We start from the raw sequence: 12479 nt of genomic DNA on the forward strand, positions 1-12479 counted from the left end.
GCCGGTCAACGACCGCACTGCCCATCGATCACGTCGATGGGGTGCCTTGCGCAGCGAAATAAAGGGGGAGCCCGAAGGGCGGAGGACATTCGCGGAGCAAGGTGCCCCGTCGGCGTGATCGCGCCCTGAACGGCGTCAGGACTCGTTGCTGATGCCGCTCGATACATGCCCCGCAGGCACATGCCGCGAGGCCGCGTCGACGTGACCGGTCTGGTCGTCGAAGAAGAAGTCGGGTTCGAACTCGCGCAGGAACTCGCCCTTGGGCAGGCCGCCGAGGAACATCGCTTCGTCGACGCGGATGTTCCACTTCATGAGCGTGCGGATCGCGCGCTCGTGCGCCGGTGCGCTGCGCGCCGTGACCAGTGCGGTGCGGATGCGCATCTGCGCATTGCCCGCCATCTGCAGACGGTGCAGCGCCATCAGCAGCGGCTTGAACGGGCCTTCGGGCAGGGGCAGGTCGGCCTTGCTGAGTTCGTGCGCCTGGAAGGCGTCGAGGCCCTCGGCCTGGAACACGCGCTCGGCCTCGTCGCTGAAGAGAACGGCGTCGCCGTCGAAGGCGATGCGCACTTCGTTGGGCCACGCGTCGCTGGCCTTCACCGATTCGACGAGCACGCGCGCGGCCGGAAAGCCCGCGGCGAGTGCCTCGCGCACGTCCTGCGCGTTGACCGACAGGAACAGGTGCGCGCGCAGCGGGCGCAGGTAGCCGAAGGGCGGGCGGCCTTGCGTGAACACGCCGCGCTGCAGCTTGATGTCGGCCGCGGCGCTCGACTTGAAGATGCGCATGCCCGACACCGGGTCGTTGCGCGAAAGAATGACCACCTCGACGCGCTGCACGCCGTCTTCGTTGAAGCGCAGCAGCTTGCGGATCAGCGACGACGCGATGCCGGGGGCGGCCGGTTCATCGATGCGGTCGAGCTGCAGCTTCATGTAGCCCTCGTTGTCGCCGGCCTCGAAGATCTTGTTTTCTTCTTCGAGGTTGAACAGGGCGCGCGAGGAGATCGCGACCACGAGTTTGTCTTCGAGCGTTACGGGCATGTGAGGGGCTCCCCGTCCGTCGTCACTTGACGAACTGATTGAGCTGGATGATAGGCAGCATGACGGCCAGCACGATGAGCATGACCACGCCGCCCATGGCGACGATGAGCAGCGGCTCGAGGATGGTGGCCAGGTGCATGGCGCGGCGCTGCACTTCGGCGCCGAGCTGGTTGGCGGCGCGTTGCAGCATCACGGGCAGCGTGCCGGTCTGCTCGCCCAGTCGCGCGAACATCGACACCAGCCCCGGGAAGCGTTTTTTCTGTGCCAGCGCCGAGGCCAGCGGCGCGCCTTCGCGCACCAGCACCAGCGCATCGAGCGCGTCGGCGCGCATGGCGCGGTTGCCCAGCGTTTCGGAGGCGGCCTGCAGCGCGCGCAGGATCGGCACGCCGGCCGTGGCCAGCATGGCGAGCGTGCTCGCGAAGCGCGCCGCGTTGTAGCCGCGCGCGAGCTTGCCGACCAGCGGCAGCTTGAGCCAGGCGGCATCGAACTTGAGGCGGAAGGCTTCCTGCGCCAGCGCGACACGCACGCCGACGGCCGCGAGCACGATGGCGCCCAGCATCCACCAGCCATAGTTGCGCACGGCCGCGCTCAGCGACAGCATCACGGTCGTGAGGAAGGGCAGCGAGCGCTTGGTGCCCGCGAACACCTGCGCCACCTGCGGCACCACGTAGCTCACGAGGAAGATCACGATCACGATCGCCACCAGCGTGACGATGGCCGGGTACAGCGCGGCGCCGATCAGCTTCTGCTGCAGCACCTGGCGCTCTTCGAGGTCGTCGGCCAGGCGTTCGAGCACGAGCCCGAGGTTGCCGCTTTGCTCGCCGGCGCCGATCACGGCGGTGTAGATGGGCGAGAACTCGCGCGGGTGCGCCGACAGCGCGCGCGCGAAGGGCGAGCCCGCGTTGACTTCGGCGCGCAGCGAGGCCACGAGGTTGCGCTGCGGTTCCGATTCGGCTTCGTCGGTGAGCGCCGTGAGCGCGCGTTCCAGCGGCAGGCCGGCCGAGATGAGGCCGGCGAGCTGGCGCGTCCACACGGCGAGGTTCGTCGAATTGAAGACGCGCTTGCCGCCGCCGAGCCAGCGCGTGAGCGTGCTGCTCCCGGCGCCGCCACCGCCGGCCGCATCGCCGCCGCCGACCGGCTTGACCGACAGCGGAATGAGCGCCTGTGCCCGCAGCAGGCCGCGTGCGGCGCGCGCGGTGTCGGCCTCGAGCACGCCTTCGCGCGACTGGCCGCTGGCATCGATGGCTTCGAAGGAATAGGCGGGCATCGCGGGTCGCTACTCGCGGGTGACGCGCAGCAGTTCGGCGCGCGAGGTGATGCCGGCCTGCACCAGCCGTTCGCCGTCTTCGCGCATGGAGCGCAGGCCGCCGCGTGCGCCGGCCTCGAACAGCACGCTCTCGGCGGCCTTGCCGTGGATGAGGGCCTGCACTTCGTCGTCGGCCACGAGCAGCTCGAAGATGCCGGTGCGGCCCTGGTAGCCGGTCTGGCCGCAGGCCTCGCAGCCCGCGCCGCCGCAGGCCGTGCAGACCTTGCGCACGAGGCGCTGGGCCAGCACGCCGAGCAGCGACGAGCTCAAGAGGAAGGGCTCCACGCCCATGTCGGTCAGGCGCGTGACGGCACTCACCGAGTCGTTGGTGTGCAGCGTGGCCAGCACGAGGTGGCCGGTGAGCGAGGCCTGGATGGCGATCTGCGCGGTTTCGAAGTCGCGGATTTCGCCGATCATGATCACGTCGGGGTCCTGCCGCAGGATGGCGCGCAGGGCCTTGGCGAAGGTGAGTTCGATCTTCGCGTTGATCTGTGTCTGGCCCACGCCCGGCAGCTCGTATTCGATCGGGTCTTCCACCGTCATGATGTTGCTGCGGCTCGCGTCGAGCCGGGCCAGCGCGGCATACAGCGTGGTGGTCTTGCCCGAGCCGGTGGGGCCGGTCACGAGGATGATGCCGTGCGGCTGCGCAATGAGCTTTTCGAAGCGCGCCAGCGAGTCGCCCTGCATGCCGACCGACTCGAGCGTGAGCTTCGATTCGCTCTTGTCCAGGAGGCGCAGCACGGCGCGTTCGCCGTGCGCGCTGGGCAGCGTCGACACCCGCACGTCGACCGCGCGCGTGCCGATGCGCAGGCTGATGCGCCCGTCCTGCGGCAGCCGCTTCTCGGAGATGTCGAGGTCGGCCATGATCTTCAGGCGCGAGATCAGCGCGGCGTGCAGCGCGCGGTTGGGCTGCACCACCTCGCGCAGCGTGCCGTCGATGCGAAAGCGCACCGACGACGTGCGCTCGTAGGGCTCGATGTGGATGTCGCTGGCGCCGTCGCGCGCGGCCTGCGTGAGCAGCGCGTTGAGCATGCGGATGATGGGCGCATCGCCGGCGCTGGCCAGCAGGTCTTCGACCGCCGGCAGCTCCTGCATCATGCGCGAGAGGTCGGCGTCGTTCTGCACTTCGCTGACCACCGCGGCGGCGCTCGATTCGCCCTGCGCGTAGGCGGCGCTGATGCGCTGGGCGAGCGGGCCGTCGTCGAGCACCTCGAAGGCCTGCACGCCGTACTTGCGGGTCACTTCACCGACGGCGCTGCGTGCCGGATGGGAGGACATCCACAGCGTGTGGCGGCCGTCGTCCGTGGCCTCGAGCAGCAGTTGCTGGCTGCGTGCGAACGCGTAGGGCAGGGGATAGCGCATGGGTGGCTGGCGTGTGCGGGACGGGGTTCAGGGCGACTCGCGCGAGCTGGTCGGGTCGGAGGTGGGCGGCAGTGCGCCGCGCAGCGGGCTGGGGGCGAGCCGGCGGTTGTCGGTGGCGGGGCGCGGCGGCGGGATCAGCTGCGTGCCTTCCATGCGGGTCTCGCTGCTCTTCTTGCCGCTGTCGTTGCCGTTGAGGCGGTTGATGCGCACCAGCGGCGCCTCGGGCAGCACGGGCGCCGAGTCGACACCGCGCAGCATGATGTTGTCGGTGTTGGGCTGCGTGCGCTGCTGCATGCCGCGGATCTCGTCGTAGCGGTCGTAGGCGAAGGCTTCGGTCGAAGCGCCGTCGCGCATCACGGCGGGGCGCAGGAACATCATGAGGTTGCTCTTGTCGCGCGTGCGCACCTCGTTCTTGAACAGGTTGCCGAGCACTGGGATGTCGCCGGCCACGGGCACCTTCTCGACGGTGTTGCCGTAGTTGTCCGACAGCAGGCCGCCGAGCATCACGAGGCCGCCGTCTTCCACCAGCACGCTCGACTCGATGGAGCGCTTGTTGGTGGTCGGGCCGTTGGGGTCCTTCACGGTGTTCTGGTCGACCGTGGAGGTCTCCTGGAAGATGGTCATCTTCACGGTGCCGTTCTCGTTGATGGTCGGGCGCACGCGCAGCGTGAGGCCCACGTCCTTGCGCTCCACCGTGGTGAACGGGTTGATGCCGACCGAGCCCGAGGTGCTGGCGTACTGGCCGGTCACGAAGGGCACGTTCTGGCCGATGACGATCTTGGCTTCTTCGTTGTCCAGCGTCAGCAGGTTGGGCGTGGACAGCACGTTGGCGTCGCCGTCGCTGTTGAAGAAGTTGGCGATGGCGCCCAGGATGTACTGGCCGCCGATCTTGCCGGCAATGCCCAGGTTCAGGCCGGTGGAGGGGCGGATGCCGGCCACGTCGCGCGTGGCCAGTGCTTGCGTCAGCGCCAGGATGTTGGCGCTGGCCAGGCTGGAGTTGGTGCCGATGACGGCGTTGTTGCCCAGCGCGCTTTGCCACTGCACGCCGAAGTTGGCGGCCTTCTTGGCGCTGACCTCGACGATGAGCGCCTCGATCATCACCTGCGCGCGGCGGCCGTCGAGCTTGTCGATCACGGCGCGCATCTGGCGGTACTGCGGCTCGGGCGCGGTGATGATCAGCGAGTTGGTGCTCGGGTCGGCCTGGATCTGGCCGCCGGTGGACGGCTGGTTGGCGTTGTTCAGCGGCGCGTTGGCCGCGGCCGAACCGCCGCCCTGGCTGTTGTTGCCGCCGAAGCCGGCCTGTGTCATCGGCATGCTGGCCGGCGGCACCGACGAGCCGGCGCTGCCTGCGGCGCCGGGCGCACCCGGCACCTGCGACTGCTGCTGGCTCGCGGCCATGGCGGCGCGCAGCGTGGCCGCGAGGCGCACCGCATCGGCGTTCTTCAGGTAGACCACGTAGATGTTGCCGGCCGCGCCGTTGCTGCTTTCGGCCGGTGCGCGGTCGAGCTTCTCGACCAGCGTGCGCACGAGTTGCGCGCGTGCCGGGTTGGCGGCGCGAAGGATCAGCGAGTTGCTGCGCGGGTCGGCCATCAGCGTGGTGCGGAACGAGGCATCGGCCCCGCCCGGTGCGGCGGCGCCCGGCGCACCCGCGCCGCCGCCTTCGACCAGCCGCGTGACCAGCGGCACCATGTCGGTGGCGACCGAGTGCTTGAGCTGGATCACCTCGATGTCGGACGCGTTGGGCACGTCGAGCGACGCGATGATGCGCGCCAGCCGGCGCATGTTGTCGGCGTAGTCGGTGATCACGAGCGAGTTGTTGCCCGGGTTCACGTTGATGGTGTTGTTCGGCGGGATCAGCGGGCGCAGCACCGGCAGCAGGCTGTTGGCCGACTCGTAGTTCAGGCGAAAGATCTGCGTGACGATCTGGTTGGCCGCGGCCGAGCTGGCGCCGCTGATGGTGGTGTTGACGGTGCTGGTCTGCAGCTTGGCGTCGGCCTCGGGCACCACCTTGTACAGGCCGTCGGCCTCCACCACCGCGAAGCCCTGCAGGCGCAGCGCGGCGGCAAACTGGTTGAACGCAGCGGCCGGCGCCAGCGGGCGGTCGGTGACCAGGTTCATGGTGCCCTTGACGCGCGGATCGACCACCACGTCGCGCCCGGTGACCACGGCCATGGTGCGGGCCACGGCCTCGATGTCGGCGGCGGCGAAGTTGAGCGTGATCGGTTCGCCGCGCCGCGGGGCGTCGCCGGTCTGTGCGTAGGCGGCCGGCAAGACCGGCACGAGAGACGCCGCGATCAGCAGGCGTACCGCGAGCGCGATGAGGCCGGGGCGGGCGCCGGACGAGGACAGAGGCTTCTTCATGGTCGGATCAACCCAGGGTGATGATCGAGCGCGCACCGTCGCGCCGCCCGATGATGTTCAACAAATTGGAAAGTGCGTCTTCGCGGCCCGGTGCCGCGCTGGCTTCGCCGGTGAAGCGCAACGCGGTGCCGCTCCAGCTGCCGCTGCCGTTCAGTTCGAGGCTGCCTTCGCGCGTGCTCAGCAGCAGCGTGGGGCGCGTGCCGCCTTCGAGCGACAGGCGGTAGCTGCCCATCGGCCGCAGGGTCGACAGGGCTGACGACACATCGGTGGCGTCGAGCGTGGCCTGGCCTTCGATGCGCAAGGCGGGGCCGTCCCACTGCATGGCGAAGGCGCGGGTGTTGAGGTCGAGGGCGCCTTCGAGCTTGAGCGTGTTCCAGGGCGCGCCCAGGCCGGTGAGCAGCGTGGCGGGCCAGCGCGAGCGGGCGTCCTGCCAGGTGAGCTGCAGGCCGTCGGCGCGCGGGCTGGCCTGCAGGCCCAGCGGTTGCGCCGCGCAGCAGGACAGGTCGAGGCGCGCCGAGAGACCGCGCCAGTTCGGCCACATGCGCCAGTTCAGCAGGCCCGGCAGCGAGACGGCCTGCGTGCCGCCCGCGCCGCTGGCGAACACGACGGCGGCGGTGCCGTTCCAGACCGTGCCGCGCGGGTTGACCAGCAGCAGGCGGCCCTGCGTCCAGCCCGAGAGCGCCGAGGCCAGCCAGCGCGCCGGTGCGAACAGAACGACCGCGACCAGCATGCCGGTGGCGGCGCCGAGCACGGCCCAGCGCCAGCTGCCGCGGCGCGGCTGGAGGTCGGGGACCGGGGGGCGTCTCGCCATGCCGTGCGGTGCGTGGGGGTGCTTCAGCGCGGGGCGGGCAGCGCCATCACGAGCGTGCCGTCCCAGCGGGGTTGCGGAGGTTGGTCGGGCGTGGCGGGCGCGGGCTTGGCGCCCGGCGGCGGCGGTGCGACGGGCGCGCGCGTCAGGTGCACTTCGCGCGGCACGGCGTGGGCGTTGCCGCGCGCCTGCGCGAGCCACTGCGCCAGGTTTTGGGCGGGCGCGCCGCGCAGCGTGACGGTGGCGGCGCCGTCGCCGCCGGCCGTCATGAGCTGGGCGTTCGTGACGCCGAGGCCGTCGCGCACCGAGCTTTCGAGCGCGCGCAGGGCGTCGTCGCGCGCCAGGCGCGGTTGCGACTGCAGCGCCTTCGCGCGGTTCTGCAAGGTGGCCATCTGCTGGAGCTGGGCGTCGAGCCGTGCGTGTTCGGCCGGGGCCGCGGCTAGCGTGCGCAGCGCGGGGGCGAGCGCGATCCACCAGAGCAAGGCCAGTGCCACCAGCGCGACGGCGCCGATGACGAGGCGGCGCTCGCGCATCCCGAGGACGGCCCAGCGGGCCTTGAGTTGTTCGCTGAAGTTCATCGGTTGGCCTCGGCCTGTACCAGCAGCAGGTCGCCTTCGGTGCGCACCTGGTAGCCGCGCGGCGACAGCGCGCTGGTGATCTGCGTGACCTCCTGCGGCTGCAGCCCGAGGCCGCGCAGACGCAGCTGGCCGGCGCTGAAGTCGATGGCGCTCGGGGAGCGCCCGGGCGGCAGGGCGGCGGCGATGGCGCCGACCATGGGTTCGAAATCGCTCGGTGCCACGTCGCCCACCGCCTGCTGCAGCGCGGCGACCTCGCGGCCCATCTGCAGCGGCGCGTCGACCACGATCTTCACCGAGGGGAAGGTCTGCGTCAGGATGGCGCGCGTGGCCTGGCGCTTGGACTCGAGCGCGTTGCGCTCCTTCCAGGCCCAGGCGTTCAGGCCGATGAGTTGCGTCAACAGCAGCACCACGATGCCCCAGCGCGCGGCGCGCCATTCGGGTGCGAAACGCAGGGTCTGCAACACCGAGGCGAACTTCTTGCCGGCGCGCGCGCGGCCCGTCACGGCGAGGTCGAACTGCGCGAGCTCCCAGGGCGTGCGCGTGGCGTGCAGCCAGCGCTGCGGCGCCTGCACGATCGGCACGCGGCGCTGCAGCAGGTGCTCGGCCGCTTCGGCGACGGCGGGTTCGGTGGTGATGACGGCCGTGTCCAGCGGCAGGCCGTTCGACAGGGCCAGGCCCGCGCCGGCCAGCGGCAGCGAGACCACGCCGTCGCCGTCGCAGACCGTGAGTTGCGGCGCCTCGGGCTCGCCCGTGACCTGCAGCAGCGGCGGCGCGTCGGCCGGCTGCGGCGTGAATTCGGGAACGATGCGCACGACGCGCCGGCCGGCGGCTTCGAGCCCCTGCAAGACGCTGCGCAACCAGATGCGGTTGCAGGCCGCGACCCATACCGGTTCGCCGGCCTTGGCGTCGGGCGCGAGCGCGAAGTGCAGGGCTTCCGGGTCGTCGAGCAGGTGCTCTTCGAGCAGGCCGTCGAGCACGGCGCGCAGCTTCGAGGTGCTGCCCATGCTGCCCTTGGGCAAGGTGACGCGGTGCCACGAGAGCGCCGTGGACGGGATGCCGAGCGTGACCTCGGGGCCCGACGGCAGCAGTGCCAGCAGCGCACGGCCCTGGTCGCGCAGGGCGATGCCGTCCTCACCGGCCTGGGCCCAGTCGTACTCGCCCGCGGCATCGGCCGGAGGGAGGGGGGCAAGGAGCAGCAGCGGGGTCATGTCGGGGGGGTGTCGGAAAAGCCGGTGATTGTAGGAGGGTGGCTTACAAGTTGTTGCTATTGTTTGAATAGCATACCTTGCAGAGACTACGTGCGTTTGACGGTGTTTTGATCAGAGAAAAGGAAAGCGGCGTCAGGGTTTTGCCGGGGGCAGGGTGGCGCCCGCGCCACGGGTGCGCCAGACGGTGGTCACGGCCAGGCCCTTGCGAAAGAGCAGCGAGTGCTCCTCGACCCAGGTGCGGTCCAGCCGCAGCCGGCCATACACCTCGAAATACTGGGTGCCCACGCCGTGCTGGGCCGCGTTGAAGCGCGAGCCGCCGCTGGGCAGGCCGGCATTGGCTTCCTCGATGTTCTTGAAGAACGACCGCGTGCGCCGCTCCACCAGCTGGCGCGCGCTGGCGATGCCCAGCGATTCGACGCTCGCGCTGATGGCCTCGGCGCTGGCCGTGTTGAGGTTGAGCGTGGTGCGCTCCGGCAGGATCGTCACGTAGGGCTCGAGCGCGGCGGCGGTGGCGGGCGAGAGGCCGAGCCACACCAGCTGCGCGACTTCCTGCGGCATCAGGGGGGCGGCGCCGGTGTCGGCGCTGGCGTCGCTGCCGCCACCGCCTGACGCCGCGTCGGTGCTGCCGGTGTGCAGCGCGCTCGCGAGCCGCGCGGTCATCTGGGTCAGTTCGCCGGCCGGCAGGCCCAGCAGGTTGAAGAGGCGCGTGAAGGTGGCGACGCTGGCCGGCACCGGCTTGCCGGCATCCACCAGCGACAGCACGTTGAGCTTGGACTGCGCGTCGACGATGCGGCCCGACAGGAAGGCGTCGGGCAGGCCTTCGAGGTTGTCGCTCGCCACGTTCTTTTCGGCCGACAGGAAGCTGGTGAGGCGGGCCTCTTCGAGCGGCACGGCCCACGGCTCGCCGAGGTGGTCGGGGCCGCCGGCGCGGCCGTCTTCGCCGAGGATCAGGCGCGACCAGTCGAGCGCGCCGATCAGCACCCAGGCCGCCTGCACGCGCGCGCGCTCGGCGCCTTCGACTTCGGCCGAGCGCCATTGCTGCCAGAGCGCGGCGGCGGAAAAGGTGGCGACCAGCATCACGGTCAGCATGGCGGCGAGCAGCGCGGCGCCGCGCTGGCGGCGCGTGCTTGCCACGCGATGGCGTTGCGGCGCGGTCATGAGCGCGGCCCCCCGAGCGTCGGGCGCACCCAGTCGCGCGTGAGCGTGCCCGAGAGCCCGTCGCCGGGCGGCAGGTTCAGCACCAGCCGCACGCCGTCGGGCATCGCGATGAGCGCACCGGCCGGGTTGGACGGGTTCGCCGCCGCCACGGGCAGCGGTTCTGCCGGCACCCAGGCGTTGTTGCGGAAGTACGCGAGCTGCCAGCTGTTGACGGGCATCAGCGCGACATCGGTGGCGCCGCCGGTGGGGGCGGCGCCATCCTGTGCCCACGCGGCCGCGAGGTTCCAGGCCTGCACCCATTCGCCGCGCGTGGCGAAGGGCGCCGACTGCCAGCGCCGCCAGCGTGTGCCGTCCGCGCCGGGGCGCAGCGTCCAGGCGACGACCTGCACGGTCGGCGTGCTGGTGTCGCTGCCGCGGCGCGTCATGCGCAGCACGCGGCCGTCCCAGTCGATCGGGCGGGTCTGCGCGAGCAGGGTGATGGCGTCGAGGTCGGCGCTCCACTGCGCGAGCGTGGCCTGCAGCGTGAGCACCGCGTCGGCGCGCTGCTGGTTCTGCGTGGTGGCGCGCGACATGCTGTCCAGGCCGCGCCAGCTCACGAGGGCGAGCAACGCCATCACGGCGATGGCGACCAGCAGCTCGATCAGCGTGAAGCCGCGTGCGCGCGAAGGCTTCGTCATCAGACGCGCCCCACCACGGTCGACACGCGCAGCAGCGGCGCGCTACCTTCGTCGCGCACCTGCACGTCGACGCGCCGGAAATTTGGGTTGAGCGTGGGCACCGTCGTGGTTGTCACGAGGAAGGTGAGACCGGCCTGCAGGCAGATCGAGCCCGAGTCGCCGACGGCCGGCATCTGCCGCGACAGGCGCGCCTTGGCGAGTTCGTTTTCGGCGCACAGGCCGGCCAGCACGAGGTCGGACTGGCGCTGCGCATTGCGCGTGAGCGACATCGTGGCCTGCGAGCCCGCCGCGAGCGCGAGCGCGACGATGCCGAGTGCGATCAGCACCTCGATCAGTGTGAAGCCGCGGTGGCGTGCGGTGCGCCGCAGCCGTTGTCTCATGGCACGGCGAACACGGTGAAGGGCCGCAGCCCGTCGGTGGCAACGCGCAGCATGCGCGCGGGCGGGCCTTCGCTGTGCAGCATGACCTGCTGCGCCGGAATGATGGGGTCGGGCCCGAGCTGCAGCGCCGCCACCGGCGTGCCGCCGCCCAGCAGGGGCTGGGCCGTGATGCCGGCGTGGGTCCAGCCGGTGGGGAGGGCGTCGGCCGGCAGGCCGTCGAAGACGAAGCCGCCGCCTTCGACGAGGCGCCAGCGCACCATGACGCCGCTGGCGCGCGACTGGGCGCGGGCCGATTCGAGCAGGGCGGCGAGGCGGTCGGCCTCGCGATCGAGCGCGGCGGCGTTGGTGTCGCGCATCGCGAAGCTGACGCCGGCGGTCGCGATGGCGATGATCGCGATCACCACGATCAGCTCCAGCAGCGTGAAGCCGCGCGCTGCGCGAGGCGGTGGCAGCACCACGCGGCCGGGGGCGATGCGCTTACTGCCAGCTGCCGATGTCGGCATTCTTGCCCTCGCCGCCGCTCTGTCCGTCGGCGCCGAAGGAGAGCACGTCGATTTCGCCCTTGATGCCCGGGTTCATGTACTGGTACGGGTGGCCCCAGGGGTCGTTGGGCAGCTTCTCGACGTAGGGCTTCCAGTTGGGCGCGGCCGGGCCCGCGGTGGGGCGGGTCAGCAGCGCCTGCAAGCCCTGCTCGGCGGTCGGGTAGCGCTGGTTGTCGAGGCGGTAGAGCTTGAGCGCCTGCATCAGGTTGTTGATGTCGGTGCGGGCGGCGGTGACGCGGGCGTCGTCGGCGCGCTCGATCACGTTCGGCACGATCAGCGCAGCGAGCACGCCGATGATGACAAGCACCACCATGAGTTCGATCAGCGTGAAGCCGCGCTGGGCGGTGCGGGAGACGGAACGAAGGAGTTTGTTCATAGCTTGCGGGGACATGAGGCAGTAAGCGCGCTGCATGATAATCCGCGGCCATGACAAGTCCTTACTCCGCAGCCCGCTGGCATGCCCCACTTGCAACGACGGGGCTTTGGGCGTTGGCCGCAGGCGCCGCGGTGTTCTGGGCGCTGCGGCTGGCGTCGCCGGCCGACGCCGTGGCCGCTGCGGCCACGATGCCGCGCGCGCCGGTCGCGGCCGATGCCGAGGCGGTGGCCCGGTTGCTGGGCGTGGTCACGGTGACGTCGAACGCGCCCGTGGCGCCGGAGGCCGCGAGCCGCTTCGCGCTGTCGGGCGTGGTGGCGGACCCGTCGAACCAGGGCGCGGCGTTGATCTCGATCGACGGCAAACCGCCGCGGCCGTTTCGCGTGGGTTCGAAGGTCGGCGAGAGCTATGTGCTGCAGTCAGTGGGCGTGCGCGCGGCGACGCTCGGTGCCCAGCGCGACGGGCCGGCGGCGTTCACGCTGCAGCTGCCAGTGCGTGCGCCACTGAGCATGGGGCTTCCGACGCCGCCTGCCGGTCTGCCCACGATGCAGTCACCTGCGCCGGCCGGGCTGTTGCCGGCCACGATGCCGGCGGTGGTGATGCCGCCTCAGCAGCCCCCGGCACTGGCGGGCGCCGCGATGGAGCCGCCGCCGCAGGCGCAGACCCCCGCGCAGTAAGCGCAGCGGTCTCT

13 protein-coding genes are annotated in these 12479 nt (G+C 71.2%); 1 reads left to right on the forward strand and 12 read right to left on the reverse strand.

Features of this window, described 5'->3' with window-relative positions; genetic code table 11:
* Positions 1-135 precede the first annotated feature (135 nt).
* The 12 genes from AC3WQM_RS13965 to gspG form a co-directional block, all read right to left on the reverse strand.
* Positions 136-1035, reverse strand: coding sequence for a 5'-nucleotidase (locus AC3WQM_RS13965; RefSeq protein ID WP_099795206.1), 900 nt, complete (start codon positions 1033-1035; stop codon positions 136-138).
* Between the two features lie 22 nt (positions 1036-1057).
* Positions 1058-2302 carry a type II secretion system inner membrane protein GspF gene (gene gspF, locus AC3WQM_RS13970; RefSeq protein ID WP_492679473.1) on the reverse strand — a complete coding sequence of 415 codons (1245 nt, stop codon included), beginning with the start codon at positions 2300-2302 and terminating at the stop codon, positions 1058-1060.
* Positions 2303-2311: 9 nt separating this feature from the next.
* Complete coding sequence (locus tag AC3WQM_RS13975) at positions 2312-3703, reverse strand: GspE/PulE family protein (RefSeq protein WP_492679475.1); 1392 nt, start codon at positions 3701-3703, stop codon at positions 2312-2314.
* Positions 3704-3730: 27 nt separating this feature from the next.
* Complete coding sequence (gene gspD, locus AC3WQM_RS13980; RefSeq protein WP_492679477.1) at positions 3731-6064, reverse strand: type II secretion system secretin GspD; 2334 nt, start codon at positions 6062-6064, stop codon at positions 3731-3733.
* 7 nt (positions 6065-6071) lie between these two features.
* Complete coding sequence (gspN, locus tag AC3WQM_RS13985) at positions 6072-6875, reverse strand: type II secretion system protein N (protein WP_492679479.1); 804 nt, start codon at positions 6873-6875, stop codon at positions 6072-6074.
* Positions 6876-6898: 23 nt separating this feature from the next.
* Entirely contained in the window at positions 6899-7450 is a 552-nt protein-coding gene (locus AC3WQM_RS13990; protein WP_095948277.1) for a type II secretion system protein M, read from the reverse strand.
* On the reverse strand, positions 7447-8658 hold the full coding sequence (gspL, locus tag AC3WQM_RS13995; protein ID WP_492679481.1) for a type II secretion system protein GspL: 1212 nt from the start codon (positions 8656-8658) through the stop codon (positions 7447-7449). Before gspL ends, AC3WQM_RS13990 begins: the two co-directional genes overlap by 4 nt.
* Positions 8659-8790: 132 nt before the next feature.
* Entirely contained in the window at positions 8791-9816 is a 1026-nt protein-coding gene (gene gspK / locus AC3WQM_RS14000; RefSeq protein ID WP_492679483.1) for a type II secretion system minor pseudopilin GspK, read from the reverse strand.
* On the reverse strand, positions 9813-10493 hold the full coding sequence (locus AC3WQM_RS14005) for a PulJ/GspJ family protein (RefSeq protein ID WP_492679485.1): 681 nt from the start codon (positions 10491-10493) through the stop codon (positions 9813-9815). The genes gspK and AC3WQM_RS14005 overlap by 4 nt, the downstream gene beginning before the upstream one ends.
* Positions 10493-10873: a type II secretion system minor pseudopilin GspI gene (gene gspI, locus AC3WQM_RS14010; protein WP_489059089.1), complete on the reverse strand. Its 381-nt coding sequence runs from the start codon at positions 10871-10873 to the stop codon at positions 10493-10495. The genes AC3WQM_RS14005 and gspI overlap by 1 nt, the downstream gene beginning before the upstream one ends.
* A complete protein-coding gene (locus tag AC3WQM_RS14015; RefSeq protein WP_489059087.1) occupies positions 10870-11376 on the reverse strand; it encodes a prepilin-type N-terminal cleavage/methylation domain-containing protein in 507 nt (168 codons plus the stop codon). The genes gspI and AC3WQM_RS14015 overlap by 4 nt, the downstream gene beginning before the upstream one ends.
* Positions 11351-11791 (reverse strand): type II secretion system major pseudopilin GspG, encoded by a 441-nt coding sequence (gene gspG, locus AC3WQM_RS14020; protein WP_307695495.1) that lies wholly within the window; start codon positions 11789-11791, stop codon positions 11351-11353. Before gspG ends, AC3WQM_RS14015 begins: the two co-directional genes overlap by 26 nt.
* Before the next feature lie 50 nt (positions 11792-11841).
* Here gspG and AC3WQM_RS14025 point away from each other — a divergent pair, with 50 nt between their 5' ends.
* On the forward strand, positions 11842-12465 hold the full coding sequence (locus AC3WQM_RS14025; RefSeq protein WP_492679487.1) for a type II secretion system protein N: 624 nt from the start codon (positions 11842-11844) through the stop codon (positions 12463-12465).
* The last annotated feature ends 14 nt before the right edge of the window (positions 12466-12479 follow it).

The organism is Variovorax sp. FW301-JW7 (assembly GCF_058788795.1).